Source organism: Streptacidiphilus alkalitolerans, from assembly GCF_042511045.1.
Classification (GTDB): domain Bacteria; phylum Actinomycetota; class Actinomycetes; order Streptomycetales; family Streptomycetaceae; genus Streptacidiphilus; species Streptacidiphilus alkalitolerans.
Genome location: NZ_JBHEZX010000003.1, coordinates 551,766 through 572,125, shown reverse-complemented (window position 1 = coordinate 572,125; position 20,360 = coordinate 551,766). Strand labels below are relative to the sequence as shown.

Annotated in this window: 22 protein-coding genes; 11 read left to right on the top strand and 11 right to left on the bottom strand. The window is 72.0% G+C overall.

The features are described from left to right. Positions 1 to 6 precede the first annotated feature (6 nt). From ACEZDG_RS09465 to ACEZDG_RS09425, 9 genes are all read right to left on the bottom strand, one after another. Positions 7 to 2,214: an RNA degradosome polyphosphate kinase gene (locus ACEZDG_RS09465; protein ID WP_380505334.1), complete on the bottom strand. Its 2,208-nt coding sequence runs from the start codon at positions 2,212 to 2,214 to the stop codon at positions 7 to 9. Positions 2,215 to 2,358: 144 nt separating this feature from the next. Beyond that, positions 2,359 to 3,228 carry a mycothiol synthase gene (gene mshD, locus ACEZDG_RS09460; RefSeq protein ID WP_380505331.1) on the bottom strand — a complete coding sequence of 290 codons (870 nt, stop codon included), beginning with the start codon at positions 3,226 to 3,228 and terminating at the stop codon, positions 2,359 to 2,361. Between the two features lie 40 nt (positions 3,229 to 3,268). Then, positions 3,269 to 4,057, bottom strand: coding sequence for a maleylpyruvate isomerase family mycothiol-dependent enzyme (locus ACEZDG_RS09455; protein ID WP_380505328.1), 789 nt, complete (start codon positions 4,055 to 4,057; stop codon positions 3,269 to 3,271). Between the two features lie 54 nt (positions 4,058 to 4,111). Beyond that, positions 4,112 to 5,320, bottom strand: a complete 1,209-nt coding sequence (locus ACEZDG_RS09450; RefSeq protein WP_380505326.1) for an MFS transporter — start codon at positions 5,318 to 5,320, stop codon at positions 4,112 to 4,114. 74 nt (positions 5,321 to 5,394) lie between these two features. Next, positions 5,395 to 6,939, bottom strand: coding sequence for a sensor histidine kinase (locus ACEZDG_RS09445; RefSeq protein ID WP_380505323.1), 1,545 nt, complete (start codon positions 6,937 to 6,939; stop codon positions 5,395 to 5,397). After that, positions 6,936 to 7,703 carry a response regulator transcription factor gene (locus ACEZDG_RS09440; protein ID WP_380505320.1) on the bottom strand — a complete coding sequence of 256 codons (768 nt, stop codon included), beginning with the start codon at positions 7,701 to 7,703 and terminating at the stop codon, positions 6,936 to 6,938. Before ACEZDG_RS09440 ends, ACEZDG_RS09445 begins: the two co-directional genes overlap by 4 nt. A 124-nt stretch (positions 7,704 to 7,827) precedes the next feature. Beyond that, a complete protein-coding gene (locus tag ACEZDG_RS09435) occupies positions 7,828 to 8,901 on the bottom strand; it encodes a S1C family serine protease (RefSeq protein WP_380505316.1) in 1,074 nt (357 codons plus the stop codon). A 99-nt stretch (positions 8,902 to 9,000) separates the two neighbouring features. Then, on the bottom strand, positions 9,001 to 10,047 hold the full coding sequence (locus ACEZDG_RS09430) for a LacI family DNA-binding transcriptional regulator (protein ID WP_380505313.1): 1,047 nt from the start codon (positions 10,045 to 10,047) through the stop codon (positions 9,001 to 9,003). A gap of 108 nt (positions 10,048 to 10,155) precedes the next feature. Further along, the gene (locus ACEZDG_RS09425; protein ID WP_380505310.1) at positions 10,156 to 10,926 is read right to left on the bottom strand and encodes a response regulator transcription factor; all 771 of its coding nucleotides are present in this window, start codon (positions 10,924 to 10,926) and stop codon (positions 10,156 to 10,158) included. Positions 10,927 to 11,097: 171 nt separating this feature from the next. On the opposite strand from ACEZDG_RS09425, the gene ACEZDG_RS09420 reads away from it, so the two are divergent. From ACEZDG_RS09420 to ACEZDG_RS09390, 7 genes are all read left to right on the top strand, one after another. After that, positions 11,098 to 11,913 carry an alpha/beta hydrolase gene (locus ACEZDG_RS09420; RefSeq protein WP_380505307.1) on the top strand — a complete coding sequence of 272 codons (816 nt, stop codon included), beginning with the start codon at positions 11,098 to 11,100 and terminating at the stop codon, positions 11,911 to 11,913. Between the two features lie 32 nt (positions 11,914 to 11,945). After that, complete coding sequence (locus ACEZDG_RS09415) at positions 11,946 to 12,239, top strand: MoaD/ThiS family protein (protein ID WP_380505304.1); 294 nt, start codon at positions 11,946 to 11,948, stop codon at positions 12,237 to 12,239. A gap of 8 nt (positions 12,240 to 12,247) precedes the next feature. Continuing rightward, on the top strand, positions 12,248 to 13,816 hold the full coding sequence (locus tag ACEZDG_RS09410; protein WP_380505301.1) for a hypothetical protein: 1,569 nt from the start codon (positions 12,248 to 12,250) through the stop codon (positions 13,814 to 13,816). 88 nt (positions 13,817 to 13,904) lie between these two features. Beyond that, positions 13,905 to 14,606 carry an LmeA family phospholipid-binding protein gene (locus ACEZDG_RS09405; RefSeq protein ID WP_380505298.1) on the top strand — a complete coding sequence of 234 codons (702 nt, stop codon included), beginning with the start codon at positions 13,905 to 13,907 and terminating at the stop codon, positions 14,604 to 14,606. Between the two features lie 173 nt (positions 14,607 to 14,779). Then, entirely contained in the window at positions 14,780 to 14,896 is a 117-nt protein-coding gene (locus ACEZDG_RS09400; RefSeq protein ID WP_380505482.1) for a putative leader peptide, read from the top strand. A gap of 162 nt (positions 14,897 to 15,058) precedes the next feature. After that, entirely contained in the window at positions 15,059 to 15,901 is an 843-nt protein-coding gene (locus tag ACEZDG_RS09395) for a sulfurtransferase (RefSeq protein WP_380505295.1), read from the top strand. A gap of 69 nt (positions 15,902 to 15,970) precedes the next feature. Then, positions 15,971 to 16,261 (top strand): DUF1416 domain-containing protein, encoded by a 291-nt coding sequence (locus ACEZDG_RS09390; protein WP_380505292.1) that lies wholly within the window; start codon positions 15,971 to 15,973, stop codon positions 16,259 to 16,261. A gap of 84 nt (positions 16,262 to 16,345) precedes the next feature. On the opposite strand, the gene ACEZDG_RS09385 is transcribed toward ACEZDG_RS09390, so the two are convergent. Then, entirely contained in the window at positions 16,346 to 16,708 is a 363-nt protein-coding gene (locus ACEZDG_RS09385; RefSeq protein WP_380505289.1) for a DsrE family protein, read from the bottom strand. A gap of 223 nt (positions 16,709 to 16,931) precedes the next feature. Between ACEZDG_RS09385 and ACEZDG_RS09380 the strand changes: the two genes are divergently transcribed. From ACEZDG_RS09380 to ygfZ, 3 genes are all read left to right on the top strand, one after another. After that, a complete protein-coding gene (locus ACEZDG_RS09380; RefSeq protein WP_380505286.1) occupies positions 16,932 to 17,516 on the top strand; it encodes an FABP family protein in 585 nt (194 codons plus the stop codon). Between the two features lie 71 nt (positions 17,517 to 17,587). Continuing rightward, positions 17,588 to 18,016 carry a Fur family transcriptional regulator gene (locus tag ACEZDG_RS09375; RefSeq protein ID WP_380505283.1) on the top strand — a complete coding sequence of 143 codons (429 nt, stop codon included), beginning with the start codon at positions 17,588 to 17,590 and terminating at the stop codon, positions 18,014 to 18,016. A 2-nt stretch (positions 18,017 to 18,018) separates the two neighbouring features. Next, positions 18,019 to 18,993, top strand: a complete 975-nt coding sequence (ygfZ, locus tag ACEZDG_RS09370) for a CAF17-like 4Fe-4S cluster assembly/insertion protein YgfZ (RefSeq protein WP_380505479.1) — start codon at positions 18,019 to 18,021, stop codon at positions 18,991 to 18,993. A gap of 39 nt (positions 18,994 to 19,032) precedes the next feature. Here the strand turns inward: ygfZ and dtd are convergent, their stop codons facing one another. Beyond that, on the bottom strand, positions 19,033 to 19,458 hold the full coding sequence (dtd, locus tag ACEZDG_RS09365) for a D-aminoacyl-tRNA deacylase (protein WP_380505280.1): 426 nt from the start codon (positions 19,456 to 19,458) through the stop codon (positions 19,033 to 19,035). A 345-nt stretch (positions 19,459 to 19,803) separates the two neighbouring features. Between dtd and ACEZDG_RS09360 the strand changes: the two genes are divergently transcribed. After that, on the top strand, positions 19,804 to 20,355 hold the full coding sequence (locus ACEZDG_RS09360; protein WP_380505277.1) for an RsiG family protein: 552 nt from the start codon (positions 19,804 to 19,806) through the stop codon (positions 20,353 to 20,355). Positions 20,356 to 20,360: the final 5 nt, after the last annotated feature.

Genomic DNA, 20,360 nt, shown 5'->3' with positions numbered 1-20,360 from the left:
GTCCTGCTAGGCGGTCGAGCCACTCTGGCCCCAGCCACCGGTGCTGCGCTTGCGGCGCCGCGACTCGATCAGCAGCTCCTGCACATTGCGCAGGGGTCTGCCGTCCTCCTCGTGCGAGTGTCTGGTCCAGGTCCCGTCGGGGCCGAGGTGCCAGGAGGCGGTGTCGTCGGCGGTGCCGAGCTCCAGCAGGCCGGCCAGCTCGGTGCGGTGGCCCGGGTCGGTGACCTTGAGCAGCGCCTCGATCCGCCGGTCCAGGTTGCGGTGCATCATGTCGGCGCTGCCGATCCACACCTCGGGGTCGCCGCCGTTGCCGAAGACGAAGATCCGGGAGTGCTCCAGGAAGCGGCCGAGGATGCTGCGGACCCTGATGTTCTCGGACAGCCCGGGGACGCCGGGGCGGACGGCGCAGATGCCGCGGACCCAGATGTCGACCGGGACGCCCGCCTGGGAGGCCCGGTAGAGGGCGTCGATGACGGCCTCGTCCACGATGGAGTTGACCTTGAACTGGATCCGGGCCGGGCGGCCGGCCCGGTGGTGCGCGATCTCCTCGTGGATCCGGGTGAGCAGGCCCTGCCGCAGCGAGCGCGGGGCGACCAGCAGCCGGCGGTAGGACTCCCGGCGGGAGTAGCCGGAGAGCCGGTTGAACAGGTCCGAGAGGTCCGCGCCGACCTGCGGGTCGGCGGTCAGCACGCCCAGGTCCTCGTACATCCGCGCGGTCTTGGGGTGGTAGTTGCCGGTGCCGACGTGGGCGTAGCGGCGCAGCGTGTCGCCCTCCTGCCGGACCACCAGCGACAGCTTGCTGTGCGTCTTCAGCCCGACCAGCCCGTACACCACGTGGCAGCCGGCCTCCTCGAGCTTGCCGGCCCACTTGATGTTGGCCTGCTCGTCGAAGCGCGCCTTGATCTCGACCAGGACCAGCACCTGCTTGCCGGACTCGGCGGCCTCGATCAGGGCGTCCACGATCGGGGAGTCGCCCGAGGTCCGGTAGAGGGTCTGCTTGATCGCCAGGACGTCCGGGTCACTGGCGGCCTGCTCCAGGAACGCGGTGACCGAGGTGGAGAAGCTGTCGTAGGGGTGGTGCAGCAGCACGTCGCGCTCGCGGACGGCGGCGAAGATGTCCGGCTGCGAGGCCGACTCCACGTCGGAGAGCCCGCGCGCGGTGCTGGCCACGAAGGCCGGGTACTTCAGCTCCGGGCGGTCCAGGCCGGCGATGGCGAACAGGCCGGTCAGGTCCAGCGGTCCCGGCAGCGGGTAGACCTCGGCCTCGGTGATCTTCAGCTCGCGGATCAGCAGGTCGAGCACATAGGGGTCGATCGACTCCTCGACCTCCAGCCGGACCGGCGGGCCGAAGCGGCGCCGCATCAGCTCCTTCTCCAGCGCCTTGAGGATGTTCTCGGTGTCGTCCTCCTCGACCTCGAGGTCCTCGTTGCGGGTCACCCGGAAGGAGTGGTGCTCCAGCACCTCCATGCCGGGGAACAGCTCCTCCAGGTGCGCGCCCATCACGTCCTCCAGCGGGACGTAGCGGGCCGGGGACGCCTCCAGGAAGCGGCTCAGCGACTGCGGCACCTTGACCCTGGCGAAGTGCTTGTGGCCACTGGACGGGTTGCGGACCACCACGGCCAGGTTCAGCGAGAGACCGGAGATGTACGGGAAGGGGTGCGCCGGGTCGACCGCCAGCGGGGTCAGCACCGGGAAGATCTTCTGCCGGAAGAGCGTCAGCAGCCGGCCCTGCTCCTTGTCGCTCAGCTCGGACCAGCGCACCAGTTCGATGCCCTCGGCGGCCAGCTCGGGCAGCAGGTCGGCGTGGAAGCAGGCGGCGTGGCGGGCCATCAGCTCGCGCGAGCGGGTCCATATCTGGTCCAGCACCTCGCGCGGCTGCAGGCCGGCGGCGGAGCGCTGGGCCACGCCGGTGGCGATCCGGCGCTTCAGCCCGGCCACCCGGACCATGAAGAACTCGTCCAGGTTGCTGCCGAAGATCGCCAGGAACTTGACCCGCTCGAGCAGCGGGGTCTCCGGGTCCTCGGCCAGTTCGAGCACCCGCTCGTTGAAGGCCAGCCAGCTGCGCTCGCGGTCCAGGAAGCGGCCCTGCGGCAGCTCCTCCTCGGCCGAGTCCTGCTCCCGGGTGTCGGGCAGCAGTACGGTGACGTTGGCGGGCACGGGCACCGGGGCGGGCGCGGGTGCCGGGGCGGATCCGGGGACGGGTGCGGCGGTCATGGCGGGCGGCTCCTCCTGCAGGGGGTCTTCTTGTGTCATGGTCCCTGCGGGTTGCATTTCGCGATCTTTGCAACGGCGTCTGAACTCAAGGTAAATACAGGGTGGCCTGTAGGAAAGCTGAGGCGGACGCCTCAGCGCGGCAGGTCAGCCGGTGGCGGCGACCCGGTACATCAGGTCCACTTCGTGCACCGTGAAGCCCAGTCGTTCATATACCCGGACCGCCGCGGGGTTATCGGCATCCACGTACAGCAGTACGGCCGGCAGGCCGCGCTCGCCGCCCAGGTGGCGCAGCCCGACCGCGGTCAGCGCCCGGCCGAGGCCGCTGCCCTGCTCGGACGGGCTCACCCCGACCACATAGACCTCTCCGAGGCCGTCCTCCACCTTGGTCCAGTGGAAGCCGACCAGCCTGCCGTCCCGTTCGGCCAGGAAGAAGCCGCTCGGGTCGAACCAGGGCTCGCCGATCCGGTCGTCCAGGTCCTTCCTGGTCCAGCCGCCCTGCTCCGGGTGGTGGGCGAAGGCGGCGGCGTTCAGCGCCAGCCAGGCGTCCTCGTCGGCGCCGGTGACGAAGGTGCGCAGGGTCACCCCGGGCGGCAGGGGCGCCGCCACCTCCTCGACCGGCAGCGGGCGGCGCATCTGCCGCAGCTCGCGCACCAGCTCCATGCCCAGCGCCTCGGCCAGGTGCCGGGCCGCCGGATGGCCGCCGTGCGCCCACACCTGCCGGGCCCCGGTCGCCACCACCGCTCCGGCCAGCGCCCGGCCGTAGCCCTCGCCGCGCCGGGCCGGGTCCACCACCAGCTCGGCCGTCCCGGCGCCGTCCAGCTGCCCGTACCCGACCAGGTCGGGCCCGTCGTACTGGAGCAGGTGCTGGACCCCCTCGCGGGGGCCGCGCAGCGCCAGCCGGCCCTGCTCCGACACCGCCGCCTTCCCGTCCGCCGCCGCTGCCGCCTCCAGCAGCGCCCCCACGGCGGCCCGCTGCGCGCCGTCCACCGACCCCACCACCATGACTGCATCCATGGCACCGACCATACGTGTGAAGGCGCGCGGTGGCGTGCCGTCAGGCCCAGTCCTCCGGTTCCCAGGCGAGGAGCAGGTCCAGCAGCTCCGGGTCCCCGTCGAGCCGCAGGGAGTCCACCGGAATGCGCTTGTACAGGTAGAGGACCAGATCACTGGCCGTGCCGTGGAGGGAGAGGCCGGCCGCGTCCGGGTCCTGGCCGGCAGCGGGCAGCCGGGTGGTCCGGGCACCGTCGCCGTCGACGGTGAGGCGCCAGGAGCGGCCCTCGGCGGCGTGCAGGTCGAAGGCGGTGGGCTTGTGCGGCCAGGCGCTCGTCGTGAAGCTGCTGATGAACAGGTTCTCCTCGACACCGTCGAGTGCCACCTCGGTCGGCAGCGGCTGCGGGGCGCCCACGGCGACCTGGGCGTCGTACGTGTGCACCGCGATCTCCTGGACCTGGTGCCGGGCGACGGAACCGCAGGTGTCCGTCAACTGGGTGGGGCCCCATCCGGTCCAGCAACCGCCCTCCGGATCGGCCGCCAGCAGCGTGTCCAGCAGCTGCTGCGTCGTCGCGGCCAACCAGGCCAGCAGCTCCTCGCGCTCCCGGGGAGCCGGCGCGGTGCGCTCGGCGACGGCCTCGGCCGGGGGAGCGTCGGCAGGTCCCGCGGCGACGATGGCGGCCCGGAAGCGACGGCCCTGGCCCAGGTGCTGCGCCAGATCGAACAGCGTCCACTCGGGGCAGGTCGGCACCCGCGCGTCGAGGCTGGGCGCCGAGGCGATCACGGCGCGGAAGGCGGTCGCACGTTCGTCGATCAGCCGCAGCAGGTCGGGGAACTCCGGAGTCCTATGCACAGCCGTAGTTCTACCGCCTTGACGCACTGGCCCGACAGCGGTTTTCCGCTGTGCTCAGAGACCCACCTGAGCGGCGTTCACCGGGACGACGGCGATCGCCGCGAGCGCGCATCCGGCCGCGCAGGCGAACGCCGCGCCGTAGCCCGCCGAGGTGATGATCGCGCCGACCACCGGCGGGGCCAGCGAGGCGGTGAGGTTCTGGCCGATGTTCTGCACGCCCAGGGCGCGCCCGGCCCAGTGCGGCCCCGCCAGCTCGGCGACGGAGGTGAAGGAGAGGCCGTTGGTGCTCGCCGACAGCCCGCACAGGGCTATCAGCACCACCACGGCCGTCGCGGCGGGCCACCACTCGGCGAATCCGGCCAGCAGCAGTGACAGCGCGCCGACCGCGACCGCCAGCACCCGCATCGGCCGCAGCCGGCTGCCGACCGCGTCCGACCAGCTGCCCGCACCGATCCGGCAGGCCGCGGCCAGGCCCTGGCCGACCGCCATCAGCTGCCCGGCCGCGACCGGCGACCAGTGCCGGACGTCGGTCAGGAAGACCAGCCCGAAGGCGCCCACGGTGAACTGCGGCCAGACCATCAGCGCGGCCGAGCCGTGGATCCGCCACAGCGTCGCCGCGTGCCGGTACGGGGAGGGCGGCCTGGAGCCGCCCGGGCCCACCGCGGGCGGCCGGGGCGGGTCCACCACCAGCGCGGCCACCAGGACCGCCATCACCGCGCTCAGCGCGGTCACGAACACCAGCGCCCCGCGCAGCCCGTACGCCGCCGCCAGCGGAGGCATCGAGACCGCCGCCACCAGCATCCCCAGCGGGGTCGACGTCTGCCGGATACCCATCGCCAGGCCGCGCTGCTCCGGCGCGAACCAGCCCAGCACCACCCGTCCGCTGGCCGCCGAGACCGAGGCCCCGGCCGCGCCGGCCAGCGCGAACATCAGACCCAGCAGCACCAGGCCGTGGACCAGCAGGGCGCCGGTGAGGGCCAGCGTGGACAGGGCCAGGCCGGAGCCCAGCACCACCCGCTCGCCGTAGCGGTCGGTGGCCGCGCCCCAGGCGTACAGGGCCAGCAGCAGGCCCACGGTCGGGCAGGCGACCAGGATCCCGGCCCGGGCCAGGTCCAGGCCCTCGCTGCGGCGCAGCACCGGGATCAGATAGGGCAGCCCGTAGACGAACGCGAAGGAGCTGGTCTGCGCGGCGGTGCCGAGCGCGAGCATCAGCCAGCGCCTGTTGCCGCCGTCCGTGCCCGACGCTGACTGGCCGCTGCCCATGACTGACTCCCCGCACGATCCGGAAGGACGATGCGGCCATCATGCGCCTTATCCACCAGCTGGGACGATTTGTTTCAGATGTTGGACACGGTCTCGGTCGGCGCCACCGCGGGCGGGGTCGGCGGCGGGGGAGTGGGCGCGCCCGGCAGCTGCACCGTCGCCAGCGCGCCGCCGGTCGCCCCGTCCGGCCCCGGCTCCGCCGCGGCCAGGCTGACCTCGCCGCCGGCCTCGCGGACGGTCTGCGCCACGATCGCCAGGCCCAGCCCGGAACCCGGCATCTGCCGGGCCGAGGGCGAGCGCCAGAACCGGTCGAACACATGCGGCAGGTCCTCGGCCGGGATGCCGGGACCCCGGTCCCGGACCGTGAGAGTCCCGAAGCGCAGCCGAACGTCGATGGCGCCGCCGGGCGGGCTGAACTTCACCGCGTTGTCCAGCAGGTTGATCACCGCCCGCTCCATCGCGTGCGCGTCGGCCCGCACGTACCAGGGCCGTAGGTCGACCGCGAAGGTCAGCCCCGGGCCGCGGAGCCGGGCCCGGTCCAGCGCGCGGGACACGATGTCGTGCAGCGGCAGCACCTCCAAGGGCTTGGAGCCCTTGGGACGGGACGGCCTGGACAGCTCCAGCAGGTCCACGATGAGGGTGGAGAGCTCCACCATCTGGGCCTTCATATTGCCCATCATCCGGGTCCGGGTCGCCTCCGGCAGCGCCCGTCCGGTCTCCTCGCTGCGCACCAGCAGGTCGACGTTCGTCCGGAGCGAGGTCAGCGGGGTACGGAGCTCGTGCCCGGCATCGGCGATCAGCTGCGACTGCCGGTCCCGGGAACTCGCAAGAGCGGTGCTCATCGAGTTGAACGACGTGCTGAGCCGTGCGATCTCGTCCGTCCCGGACACCTCGATGGTGGTCCCGGGTTCCTGGGTACGGGCGATCTCCTCGACCGCAGCGGTCAGCCGGTCCACCGGCTTGAGGGCTGCCCGGGCGACCAGCAGGCCGATCCCGGCCGCGCCCAGAGCTCCGGCGATCGCGATGCCGCCGAGGACCAGCAGCAGTGTCTGGAGCGACTTCTGAGTCTCACTCATCGGGTATGCCACCAGGAGAACTGCCGGTGTGTTGCCGTCCTCGAGCACCACGTCGGTCACCCGGACCATGACGGGCTTTCCGCTGGTGTCGGTGCCATTGCGGAAAAAGGACTGGCCCTGGGGAGTAGTGAGGTCATTGGGGTCGATGTTGATGCCGACGGTGCTGGTGGACGGAAGGCACACGTTCTGGCCCGGCTGGGAGGGAACGAGCACCTGCGCGAGGAGGAAACTGGTCTGGCCGCGGCCCTTGGTCGGCCCGAACGCGGAGCTGTTGGCGGGGTTGGCGTTGTTGATCGCGGCGGAACCGGCGGCGGAAGCCGTGCAGGTGGGAAAGCGCGGCCCCACCACGGCGTTCGACAGGGTGGTGCGTGCCTGGGAGTAGACCTGGTTGCGCACGATGAACCAGCAGGAGAGAGCGCACACGGCGATTGCCACCGCGACCGCCGCGGCGGTGAGCATCGACAGGCGTCCGCGCAGCGACATCCGGCTGAACCAGCCGCTGGACCGTTGCGGCTGGACCTCGGCGGGAGCCTCCTCGCTCACGTGCCGACTCCCGCGCGGAGCGCGTAGCCGACGCCGCGGACGGTGTGGACCAGGCGCGGCTGGCCTCCGGCCTCGGTCTTGCGGCGCAGGTACATCACGTACACGTCGAGCGAGTTCGAGGACGGCTCGAAGTCGAAGCCCCAGACCGCCTTGAGGATCTGCTCCCGGGTCAGCACCTGGCGCGGGTGCGCCAGGAACATCTCCAGCAGCATGTACTCGGTGCGGGTCAGCTCGACCGGCCGCCCGCCGCGGGTGACCTCGCGGGTCGTGGTGTTCATCCGCAGGTCCTCGAACGCGAGGACCTCGTCCTCGGCGGTGCCGCCGAGCCCGGCCGCCGCCACGATCGTGCTGCGCCGCAGCAGCGCCCGGACCCGGGCCAGCAGCTCGTCCAGTTCGAACGGCTTGGCGAGGTAGTCGTCGGCGCCCACGTCGAGCCCGGTGACCCGGTCGCCGACGGCGTCCCGCGCGGTGAGCATCAGCACCGGGACGGAGTCCCCCCGGGCCCGCAGCCGGCGGACCGTGGTGAGTCCGTCGAGCCGCGGCATCATGATGTCGAGCAGCACCAGGTCCGGGGCGTTCGCGGCGATCGCGTCCAGCGCCTCCAGGCCGTCGGAGGCGGTGCTCACCTCGTAGCCCTCGAAGGCGAGGCTGCTCTCCAGGGCGTCGCGCAGCGCGGGCTCGTCGTCCACGACGAGGACGCGTGCCAGCGCCTCCTCGGCGCCGCTGGGCTCGTTGGTGCCTGGCTGGCCTGCTGCGGCAGTCATCTGGATGGTCCTCGGCTCTTCTCGGTGGCGGACGGACGCCACGATGGCATCCCTCCGCGATTCTCCGGCAACGACGCGCCCTTCGGCAGGTCCGAAGGGCGCGTCCTCAGGGTCGTTCCCGGGGTCAGCCGGTGATGTTCTGCCCGGCCTGCAGCTGCGGCAGGACCGCCTTCACCGCGTTGATCGGGATGGCGAAGCCGAGTCCGACGCTGCCCGCCTGGCTGCTGCTGGAGCCGCCGGAGGAGGACGAGTTGTACATCGAGGCGTTGATCCCGATCACCTGCCCGGAGCTGTTCAGCAGCGGGCCGCCGGAGTTGCCGGGGTTGAGCGAGGCGTCGGTCTGGATCGCGCTGTAGGTCGCGGTCTGGGTGCCGGACGAGCCGCCCGAGGAGCCGCCGAGGCCGCTGCCGCCCTGCTCGCCCTGCCAGCTCGGGAAGCCGTAGCCGCCGTTCTGCTGCACGGTGCTCTCGCTGACGTCCACGGTGACCTTGCGGTTCAGCGCGCTGACGATGCCGGAGGTGACCGTGCCGGTGAGGCCGTCGGGGTTGCCGATGGCGACGACCGAGTCGCCTATCGCGACCTGGCCGGAGTCGCCGAGCGAGGCGGTCTTCAGCCCGCTGACGTTGTCGGCCTTGATCACCGAGACGTCCAGTCCGGCGTCGGTGCCGACGATGCTGCCGGTCGCGGTCTTGCCGTCGCTGAAGGTGATCTTGATGCTGGCGCTGCTGTCGGACACCGCGGAGGAGATCACGTGGTAGTTGGTGAGGATCTGCCCGGTCGAGGTGAGCACGATGCCGGTGCCGATGTCCTCGCTGTTGCCCGAGGTCACCGTGATCTGCACGGTGGCGGGCGAGACCGCGGCGGCGATGGCGGCGGTGTTGCTGGTGCTCTTGGAGTCGGAGGTGACCACGGCGGCGGTGCTGTAGTCGCCGGTCTTGGTGCGGTCGGCGCTGATCACGCCGCCGGCGACCCCGCCGGCCAGCGCGGAGACCAGGGCCACGGCGGCGACCAGCGCCATCGGGCGGCGCAGTCGGCTGGGCTTCTTCGGCGCGGGCTCGGCGGCGTGGTGCACCGTCGGCGCGTGGCCGGGGATGGGCGGCAGCGGCGTCGTGGGTTCGGCGCCCGTGCCCTCTCCGGAGGGGTAGGGGTACGCGCCCGGCTCGGGGGCGCCTGCAGGATTCCGGTGCGTCTCGCTCATGTGACCAAGGTCCGCCCGCAAGATGAGAGCCCACTGAGAGCCAGCTCATAGCCCGACGAAAGAATCTTCGGACTCCCGCGCCGCAGATGAGCGACCGCTCTACAGCGGCTTTGACCCTTCTGCGGGGCAGCCGCAGGAACGCCGGACGACCAGGCGGTTCGGGAACCGCCGCACCCTGGGGGTGTCGGATCCGGGCACCAGCAGCGAGTCGTCCAGCACCAGGTCCACCGCGGCCCGGGCCATCGCGTCCCGGTCCGAGGCGACGGTGGTCAGCGGCGGGTCGCAGAACGCGGCCTCGGGGATGTCGTCGAACCCGGCCACGGCCAGGTCCTCGGGCACCCGTACGCCGACCTCGCGGGCGGCCCTGAGGATGCCGATCGCCTGGTCGTCGGTGGAGCAGAAGATCGCCGGGGGGCGGTCGGGGGAGCGCAGCAGCTCCACCGCGACGTTGTACGCCCCGTAGCGGTCGAAGGGGGCGTCGATCAGCCGGCCCTCGGTGGACAGGCCGGCCGCGGCCATCGCCCGGCGCCAGCCCTCGATGTGGTCGATCACCGGGTCGCCGGCCGCGGCCACCTCGACCGGGCCGCCGATGCAGGCCACATAGGGGTGCCCGTGCTCCAGCAGATGGGTGACGGCCCGCTCCGAGCCGCCGATGTCGTCGGTGACCACCGCGACGTCCTCGGCGGTCTCCGGACGCAGGTGCAGCAGCACCAGGCGGGAGTCGTCCTGGGCCGCGAACTCGTGCGCGGCCTGCTGCGAGGCACTGCGGCTGATCAGGATCAGTCCGGCCACCCGCATCCCCAGGAAGGCCCGCACATAGTGCATCTCCCGGTCGCCGACGTAGTCGGAGTTCCCTATCAGCACGATCTTGCCGCGCTCGGAGGCCACCCGTTCCACCGCGTGCGAGAGCTCGGCGAAGAACGGCTGGCGGGCATCGGGCACGACCATGCCGATGAGATTGGTACGGCGGCTCGCCATCGCCTGGGCGACGCTGTTGGGGCGGTAGCCGAGCTGGGCTATCGCCGCGAGTACGCGTTCGCGGGTCGCCGGGGCGACCGGGCGGGGGCCATTGTTGATGACGTAGCTGACGACCGCGGTCGAGGTCCCTGCCAGCCTGGCCACATCGTCGCGGGTCACCTTGGGCACGGCCGCAGTCTACGCGCACAGACGATGTGTGGTGCACCTGTCCAGAACCGGGGACGGGCGCACGGCAGGAACCCGGAAGCCCCCGGGTTCCTGCCGCGCGCCCGGGCCTCAGACCTCGACGTTCGCCTCGGCCGGAGCCTCGGCGCCCACCGGGGCCTCGGCCTCGGTGCCGGCCTCGGCGGGCCTGGGCAGTACGCCCTTGTCGCCCTTCTCCGGGACCACGAAGCGGTAGCCGACGTTGCGCACGGTGCCGATCAGCTGTTCGTGCTCGGGGCCGAGCTTGGCGCGCAGCCGGCGGACGTGCACGTCCACCGTCCGGGTGCCGCCGAAGTAGTCGTAGCCCCAGACCTCCTGCAGCAGCTGGGCCCGGGTGAAGACCCGGCCCGGGTGCTGCGCGAGGTACTTGATCAGCTCGAACTCCTTGAAGGTCAGGTCCAGCACCCGGCCCTTGAGCTTGGCGCTGTAGGTCGCCTCGTCGACCGAGAGGTCGCCGTTGCGGATCTCCATCGGACTGTCGTCCTGGACCACCTGCATCCGGCCGGTGGCGAGCCGGATCCGGGCCTCGACCTCGGCCGGGCCCGCCGTGTCCAGCAGGACGTCGTCGATGCCCCACTCGGCGGTGACGGCCGCGAGGCCGCCCTCGGTGACGATCAGGACCACCGGCGCACCGGGGCCGGTCGAGCGCAGCAGCTGGCAGAGGCTGCGGATGTGCGGGAGGTCCCGGCGTCCGTCGACCAGGATCACGTCGGCGCTGGGGGTGTCCACCAGGGCGGAGCCCTCGGCGGGGGCGACTCGCACGTTGTGGAGCAGCAGTCCGAGCGCCGGAAGAACTTCGGCGGACGGCTGGAGGGCGTTGGTCAGCAGCAGCAGAGAACTCATACCCGGTTAGTCCCCTTTCCGGGTGGGACGGAGGGGTCGGCGACTCCCGTTGGTCCAGCCGGCTGCACAACGCTGTGCGGACCGTACTGGTGGTGGTGCCGGTCGTTCCAAAGCGCAAAAGGACCCGGGGGCGACTCTGCCCGGATCCCTTGGAGTAGGAGAATAGCCCACATGGACGCCGCCGCGAAGGGTCTGACCAGGAACAGAGGGGGCGCACGTCCGTGGAGTGCGCCCGCCGAGGCGCTGTTGCTCACCTCGGACGGAGTCAGGATCCACGCCGAACACCGCCCCGCCGACCGCTCCGGATCGACCGTCGCGGTGGTGGTCGCACACGGTTTCACCGGCGCGGTCGAGCGCCCCGCGGTGCGCCGGGCGGCCCGGGTGCTGACGGCCGGCGACGGGCGGCCGGGGGTGGTGACCTTCTCCTTCCGCGGCCACGGCCGCTCCGAGGGCCGCTCCACGGTGGGCGACCGCGAGGTGCACGACCTGGAGGCGGCGGTCGGCTGGGCCCGCTCGCTCGGCTACCGGCGGATCGTCACCCTGGGCTTCTCCATGGGCGGCGCCGTCGCCGTCCGCCACGCCGCGCTGTACGGGGGCGTCGACGCGGTGGCGGCGGTCAGCGCCCCGGCCCGCTGGTACTACCGGGGCACGGTGCCGATGCGGCGGCTGCACTGGGTGGTGATGCGACCGCTCGGACGGGTGGTCGGCCGCCTGGGGCTGCGGACCAGGATCGACCCGCAGGAGTGGGTGGACGTGCCGGTGCCGCCGGTGGAGGCGGCGGCGCTGCTCGGCGTTGTTCCGCTGCTGGTGGTGCACGGGGACAGCGACCCCTACTTCCCGCTGGACCACCCGCGTTCGCTGTACCGGGCGGCGGCCCCGAACGGCGCGGCCGAGCTGTGGATCGAGGAGGGGTTCGGCCACGCCGAGAACGCCGCCGACGATGGTTTGATCGAACGTGTGGGCGAGTGGCTGACCAGGGCGCGGTGACGAACCGGCGTCGGGGAGGCCATGATGGCCCGATGCGAGGTTCCACGGAAACAGAGACAGCGCGGGTGCGCCAGGGCGTGATCCGCTACTGGGCGGCGGCGAAGGCCGAGGCCGGGACGGCCGAGGAGCCGTACCGCGCGGCGACGCTCGCCGAGGCGCTGGACGCCGCGCGGCAGCTGCACGCCGACCGGCCGAAGTTCGCCCAGGTGCTCAGCCTGTGCTCGTTCCTGGTGGACGGCGCGCCGGTCGGCACCCGCGACCATGCGACGGTGGAACTCGCCGAGGGCGGCACCGTCGAGGTCCTGCCGCCGTTCGCGGGAGGATGAGCCGGAACATGTCCGACAACTACTCGGGTTCCCCGATCTTTCCTGCGGAAGACCCGTACAACGCACCGCAGCAGGCCCCGGCCCCGGCCTGGGTCGACGCCGAGCCCACCGCGCTGCTTCCCCCGGTCCCCCCGCAGGCCCCCTCGCCGGGGTGGGACGAGGCGCAGCCGCCGCCGAGCTCCCATTTCAGCCAGATCCACGAGAAGTACGCCACCACCGAGGTCCCGCTTCCGCCCCAGGTGTTCGAGCAGCAGGGCGGCTTCGCCGATCCCTCCTGGCCCGACCACTGGACCCAGCAACCCGCGTCCCAGGCTCCGCCCCAGGCCCCACCCACCACCTGGCAGCCGCAGGCTGCGCCGCCGCAGCAGTTCCAGCAGCCGCAAACCGCTCAGCCGCAGGCGTTCCCGCAGGCTCCGGCCGGGTGGGTGGATGCGGAGCCGACCGCGTTGCTGCCTCCAGTCCCCCCGGGCTACGCCGAGCCTCCGCCGTACCAGGGGCACCCGCACCCGCACCCGCAAGCACAGGCGCAGCCGTATCCGCAGCCCGAGCCGTTGGCGCCGGGGGCCACCGGCTGGTCCGACGCCCCGCTCGCCTACGGCGTCCCCTCCTCGCTGCGGGAGACCTTCGCCGCCGCGCAGCCCACCGGCCCGGCCGGGTCCTTCGCGCCCCCGCCGCCGTCCCCGCTGGACCTGCAGCCTCCCGGCGGCTCGCTCCGCGAGGCCTTCGCCGCCGCCCAGCCCACCGGCCCCAGCGCGGCCGGCTACGAGACCCCCGCGTTCGCCCCCGCCCCTGCGGCCACGGCGCCCGCGGCGCGCAGCGGCTCGCCGATCATCGATCCCGGCATCCAGCCCGCCGCGGCGACCCTCGCCCTGGCCGTGCTGCTCGCGCTCGCCGCGATGCTGGGGCGCTTCGGCCTGGTCGTCCCGGTGCTGCTGCTGCAGGCGGTCACCGCGGCCGGGTGGTTCCGGCTGAACGGGATGTGGCCGGCCCGGCAGGGCATCGCGCTGGCCGCGCTGGGCGGGTTCACCGCCGATGCCGCCGCCCTGGCCGCCTCCGGCGGCACCGCGCCGGCTGTGCTGGCGGGGACCCTCGGCGGGTTCTTCCTGCTGGTGCTGATCCTGCAGATCTTCCGACCGAGCAACCCGGACGAGCGCTTCTACGCCCTGACCGTCAGCGCCTCGGCGACGGTGATGACCGTCCTGGCGGGCTGCTTCCTCGCGGCGGGGTCGATCGGCCACGGCGGCTGGTCCTCCGGTGCCGTCGTGGTGGCCGGCGCGCTCTCGGCGGGGGTGGCGACGGCCGTGTCCGCCCTGCCGATGCTCCAGGCGAAGCTGGACTTCGCGGCGGGCGCGGTGGCCGGGCTGATCGCGGGGGGGCTGCTCGGCGCGTTCACCGGTATCGGCCTCGGCGGCGGTCTGCTGCTGGGGCTGGCCGCGGGCTGCTGCGCGCTGGTCGGACGCCGGGTCGCGGCGTACGACTTCCCGTCCCGCTTCGTGCACCTCACCGCGGGGGTGGTGCTGCCGCTGGCCTGCGCCGCGCCGGCGGCCTTCCTGGTGGGTCACCTGCTCGCCCGCTGAACACCGGCCCGGCGGGCAGGAGAACCGCCGGGCCTCCGCCGGAGTCCCAGCTACCGCGAGGAACCGTCACCCGTCGGAGGGGAACCCCATGCGCGCCGCACGTCGTCTGCTCATCGTCCTGCTGGTCCTGTTCGGACTGTTCGTGGCAGCCGACCGGGTCGCCCTGCACTTCGCGGAGAGCGAGGCGGCCACGAAGATCCAGTCGGCCCGCAACCTGCCGCAGAAGCCCAGCGTCAGCATCGGCGGGTTCCCCTTCCTGACCCAGCTGGCGAGTTCGAAGTTCGACGAGGTGAAGGTGACCTCGCCGGAGCTGACGGTGAACGACGGCAAGGGCGGCCCGGACGTCCGGCTGCAGAACTTCGCCATCGACGGCAAGGGAGTCAGGGTCACCGGCAACTACAGCGGGATCATCGCGGACAGCGGCACCGGCAGTGCGCTGATCTCGTACCCGGACCTGTCCAAGGCGCTGCCCAACCAGGTGACCGTGGCCTACGGCGGCGCCCCGGGCAAGGTGAAGGTGTCCGGCAGGATCGACGTGCCGGTGCTCGGGGCGCAGAACGTGTCCGGCACCGCCGATGTGAGCGTGGTGAACGGCACCGACATCAGCCTGAGCAACCTCAGCGGGATCAACGGCCTGGCGCCCGGGATCGGCGACCTGGTCTCGTCCTTCCTGCAGCCCAAGCTGCAGATCGCGGGGCTGCCCTCGGGCCTGAAGCTGAACACCGTGCAGGCGGGCCCGGACGGCATCGCCGTCACCGTCTCGGGGACGAACGTCTCCCTCAGCAACTGACCGGCGGCCACCCCCGTCCCGATCTGCGAGACGCACTGTCCACGTCCGTCTCGCAGATCGGCTTTCGGTCACTCCGGCGGGCCCCCTGCTCCCGCTCCGGCGCCACTCCCGGAGGGCCCGGATGACCTCCATGTCAATATGTGGACCATTTTGTCTCACTATTCAAGACATCAATGACAGCGCCGTTTTCGTTCCCTAGCATCGTCACCATGAAGCGACAGGCGGATCTCACCAAGCGGCGGGCGGTAGACCTGTGCCGTGTATCTGCCTGCCTCTGTCGAATGCGCTGACAGGGCGTTTTCCCGCCCGCAGGCCGCTGGGCTCGTCGTAGCCCGCCCCCCTCGCATACACATCTCGCAGACCACTGCCGCGCGTCCCACGATCCGGACTCCCCTCCGGACACAATTCTGCGCGGCACGCCTTCCGCAACTGCCCCGGATGGAGAATCCCGCATGAGCCGCAGTGACGTCCTGGTAAGCGCCGACTGGGTCCAGGACCACCTGGACGACCCGAAGGTCGTCGTCGTCGAGGTCGACGAGGACACCGCCGCCTACGACAAGAACCACATCCGCAACGCCTCCCGGATCGACTGGAAGAAGGACCTCCAGGACCCGGTGCGCCGCGACTTCGTGGACCAGGCCGGCTTCGAGGCGCTGCTGTCCGCCAAGGGCATCGCCAACGACGACACCGTCGTCCTCTACGGCGGCAACAACAACTGGTTCGCCTCCTACGCCTTCTGGTACTTCAAGCTGTACGGCCACCAGGACGTCCGCCTGCTCGACGGCGGCCGCAAGAAGTGGGAGCTCGACTCCCGCGACCTGGTCGACGGCGCCGACGTCCCGAACCGGGCCGCGACCGAGTACAAGGCCAAGGCCCAGGACTCGTCCATCCGCGCCTTCCGTGACGACGTGGTCGCCGCGATCGGTGCCAAGAACCTGGTCGACGTCCGCTCGCCCGACGAGTTCTCCGGCCGGCTGCTCGCCCCGGCGCACCTTCCGCAGGAGCAGTCGCAGCGTCCCGGCCACGTGCCGAGCGCCCGCAACATCCCGTGGTCCAAGAACGCCAACGACGACGGCACCTTCAAGTCGGACGAGGAGCTGACGGCCCTCTACCAGGAGGAGGGCGTGGACCTGTCCCAGGACACCATCGCCTACTGCCGCATCGGCGAGCGCTCCGCGCTCACCTGGTTCGTGCTGCACCAGCTGCTCGGCCAGACCAACGTCAAGAACTACGACGGCTCCTGGACCGAGTACGGCAGCCTGGTCGGCGTGCCGATCGAGCTCGGCTCCAACTGACCTTTCCGTCCCAAGAGAACATCCCGGCTGTACCGAACCCAGGGCAGCCCGACCCGAAGGAGACCGCACATGTGTGGTGCGAAGGCCGGCGGCCCCGATCTGGCAGGAGTTGACGTGGCGAGCGAGACCATCATCCAGGGCTCGGTGACCCGCGACGGCGAGCCGGTCAACGGCTACGTCCGTCTGCTGGACGAGGGCGGCGAGTTCACCGCCGAGGTGCCCACCTCGGCGACCGGCCAGTTCCGCTTCTTCGCCGCCCCCGGCACCTGGACGCTCCGCGCCCTCGTGCCCGGCGCGACGGTGGACCGTGTCGTCGCCGCCCAGCAGGGCTCGGTGGCCGAGGTCGCCATCGCCGTCTGAGCCGACGGCGCCCGCAGGACCGTACGAAGCCCCGCCCGGCCGCCCAGGCCGGCGCGGGGCTTCGTTATTCCTTCCCTGCGGGCGTCAGTAGACGAGCGCCTGCACCCCGTCGGCCATGATCTCGCTGACGAACACCTGCGCCCCGGCGATCCGCACCCCGTCCAGCACGTCCGCCTGGGTGATCCCGCGCCGCGCCGCGCACTGGGTGCACAGGGTGACCGTGCCCCCGGCGAGCAGCGCGTCCAGCAGCTCCGGCAGCGGGGCGGCGTGCGGGAGCTCGAACTCCGCGGCGCGGCCCGGCAGCGCGAACCAGGCGGACTCCCCGGTGAGCCAGAGCGACACCTCGACCCCGCTCGCGACCGCGATCGCCGCCACGGTGAACGCCTGTGAGCAGCGCTCCGGCGCGTCGGCCCCCGCTGTGACCTTGATGACCAGCTTCTTCGACATACCGTCAGCCTAGGCAGCTGACAGCCCGGCGCAGTGGCGGGCCTCACCGTGAGCGGTCACCGGTCGCAGACTAGACTCGGTTCCGGTCCTTTCCCCTCCCCGAGGAGCCCGCGCGTGTCCAGCCTTGAGTACTTCTTCATCGGTCTGCTGATCGTCATGGCCCTCGCCGTCAGCTGGTTCGCCTACTACTCGGTGAAGAAGCTCTACCAGGGACAGCGCTGAGATGATCGAGATCCCGTCCGGCCTGCACAAGGACGTCATCTCGCTGGCCTTCCTGCTCGGCACCTGGGAGGGCGCGGGGGTGCATGACTTCCCGGGCTCGGAGAAGTGCAACTTCGGCCAGGAGATCGTCTTCCGGCACGACGGCCGCGCCTTCGTGGAGTTCCGCTCGCGCAGCTGGGTGCTGGACGCCGAGGGCGAGAAGCTGCGTCCGCTGGAGAGCGAGTCCGGCTTCTGGCGGGTCACCGGCAACCCGCACGGCAACACCGGCGCCCGCGAGATCGAGGTCTCCTCGGTCCGCGACGACGGCACCGTCGAGATCTGGTACGGCGAGCTGGCCGACGGCAAGCCGCAGATCGAGCTGGCCACCGACGCGGTCGCCCGGATCGAGGGCGCGCCCCCGTACAGCGGCGGCAAGCGGCTGTACGGGCTGGTCAACGGCGAGCTGATGTGGGTGGGCGAGAAGTCGGCCCCCGAGGTCCCGCTGCGCCCGTACATGTCCGGGCAGCTGAAGAAGGTGCTCAGCCCGGCCCAGCTGATCCAGGACATCAACGACCTTCCGGACGACGGCATCGCCTTCTTCCGCTGAGGCACGGGCACCGGTCCCGCGCCCTCTTACACTGGGGGGTGCGGGATTTTCGCATGCAGAGGGGCGGCGCGTTGAGCGGTACCGAGTGGCAGACCGATCTGAGGGCGCGCGGCTACCGGCTGACGCCGCAGCGCCAGCTGGTGCTCCAGGCGGTGGACGTGCTGGGGCACGCCACCCCGGACGACATCCTCACCGAGGTCCGCCGCACCGCGACCGGGGTGAACATCTCCACGGTCTACCGCACGCTGGACCTGCTGGAGGAGCTCAAGCTGGTCTCGCACGCCCACCTCGGCCACGGCGCGCCCACCTACCACCTGGCCGACCGGCACCAGCACATGCACCTGGTCTGCCGCGACTGCGACAAGGTCACCGAGACCGATGTGGGGATCGCCGCCCCGTTCGTGGAATCCCTGCGGGCCACCCATGGTTTCGAGACTGATGTGAAGCACTTCGCCATCTTCGGCCGGTGCGCCGACTGCTCGGACAAGGACGCCACGTGACCCTGACCGCGACCGCAAGCCCTCTGCTCTCCCTCCGCGGCGCGGTGGCCGGGGACGGGATCGACGCCCCGGTCGCCGCCCACTACGGCGAGCTGTTCCGGGAGCAGCGGGAGCTGGCCGCGGGCCGGGGCTTCGTCGACCTGTCGCACCGGGGCGTGGTCACCGTCAGCGGCCCCGACCGGCTGAGCTGGCTGCACCTGCTGCTGACCCAGCACGTCAGCGAGCTGCCGCCGCAGCAGGCCACCGAGGCGCTGATCCTCTCCCCGCACGGCCACATCGAGCACGCGCTCTACCTGGTGGACGACGGGGCGACGACCTGGATCCACGTCGAGCCGGGGACCACCGGGGAGCTGGTGGCGTACCTGGAGAAGATGAAGTTCTTCAACCAGGTCGAGGTCACCGACGCCACCGCCGACTACGCCGTGGTCCACCTCCCGGCCGGCTCAACGGTTTCTGCCGAGGCCGCCGTCGCGGTCCGCGAGCTGCCGTACGGGCGCGACCTGTTCCTGCCGCGGGCCGAGCTGGGCGCCGTCACCGCCGGATACGGCGCTCCGGCCGGGCTCTGGGCCTACGAGGCGCTGCGGATCGAGGGCCACCGGCCCCGGCTGGGCTTCGAGACCGACCACCGCACCATCCCGCACGAGCTGGGCTGGCTGGAGACCGCGGTCCACCTGCAGAAGGGCTGCTACCGGGGTCAGGAGACGGTCGCCCGGGTGAACAACCTGGGCCGGCCCCCGCGCCGGCTGGTCTTCCTGCACCTGGACGGCAGCATGGAGGTGCTGCCCCCGCACGGCGCCGAGGTCCGCATCGCCGGTGACGGCCCGGACGGACGCCCGGTGGGCTTCGTCACCTCGTCGGTGCGGCACCACGAGCTGGGCCCGATCGCGCTGGCGCTGGTCAAGCGGAACACCTCGACCGAGGCGGCCCTGCTGGCCGGCACCGTCCCGGCGACCCAGGAGGTCGTCGTCCCGCAGTAGGCCTGACGGTCGCTCAGAACGGCCGCTCAGAACGGCCGCTCAGAACTCCAGCAGCACCGTGAACGGGCCGTCGTTCACCAGCGAGACCTTCATGTCCGCGCCGAAGCGGCCGGTCTCCACGGTCGCGCCGAGCGCCCGCAGTTGGGCCACCACCTCGTCCACCAGCGGCTCGGCGACCGGGCCCGGCGCGGCGGCGTTCCAGGTGGGGCGGCGGCCCTTGCGGGCGTCGCCGTAGAGGGTGAACTGACTGATCACCAGCAGCGGTGCGGCCAGGTCCGAGCAGGACTTCTCACCTTCCAGCACCCGCAGCGACCACAGCTTGCGGGCCAGCAGCGCCGCCTGCTCCGGGGTGTCGTCATGGGTCACCCCGACCAGGACGCAGAGCCCGGGGCCGAGGATGGAGCCCACCACCTCGCCGTCGACGGTCACTTTCGCTTCGGTCACTACCTGAGCCACAGCACGCATGGGCTCATTCTCGCCGACCGCCGCGGCGGCTCCGTCCGCGCGTGCCCGCGGGCCTCCGCCCAGGCGTGCGCTTGGGGGCGTGAGGGTGATCGTCGCGCGCCCCTGGCGAACCCGGCCAATGGCTGTGCGCTGGGAATATGCGCCGGTCGTATGAGCTACCCCAATTCGCCAGGGGTCGGATTGGGTCCGATTGGGTGCAGCTCGCCTGCGCGGGGAAGGCAGCGGGTGGCACGATGCGGCCTGAGAGCCCGTCGCGGAACGGAACAGGCGTCGGCGTCGAATGTGGGACACAACCCCGGGACGGCAAGCGTGGTGGGCGACAGGCACGACCAGAGGGAGCACCGGATGACCGAACAGTGCACGGCCGAGCGTCCGGCGGTTCCGGTGCAGCCCTCGGCCCCCGACCCCACCGCCCTCGGCGCGCTCGGCCTGGACGCGCTGCGCGAGCTGCGCCGCCGGGCCACCGAGGACGAGGCCGACCTCTCCTACCTCCGCCGGGTGCTGCACGGCCGGGTCGACATCCTCCGCGCCGAGCTGACCCGCCGCAGCGGGCGGACGCTGGTCAGCGACACCCTTCTGGAGCAGCTCGCCGAGATCCTCACCGACCTGCCCTCGGAGGTCCGCAACTCCGCCCGGCACGTCACCCTGCACACCCCGCGCAGCGAGGAGTACCAGGCCCTCGCCGACGAACTGATGGACGACGTGGCCCTCGCCGACCTCCGCTCCCAGTCGGATTCCGCGCTGCAGGCGGCCTGCATCAGGCTCACCGCCCACGAGCGGATGCTCTCGCTGCGCCGCCAGGGCCTGCAGCGGACGGTCGACGGTTGCAGCGCGGAGATCACCCGCAGGTACCGTGAGGGGGAAGCGCGCGTCGACGATCTGCTCTCCGGAGGCTGAACCAC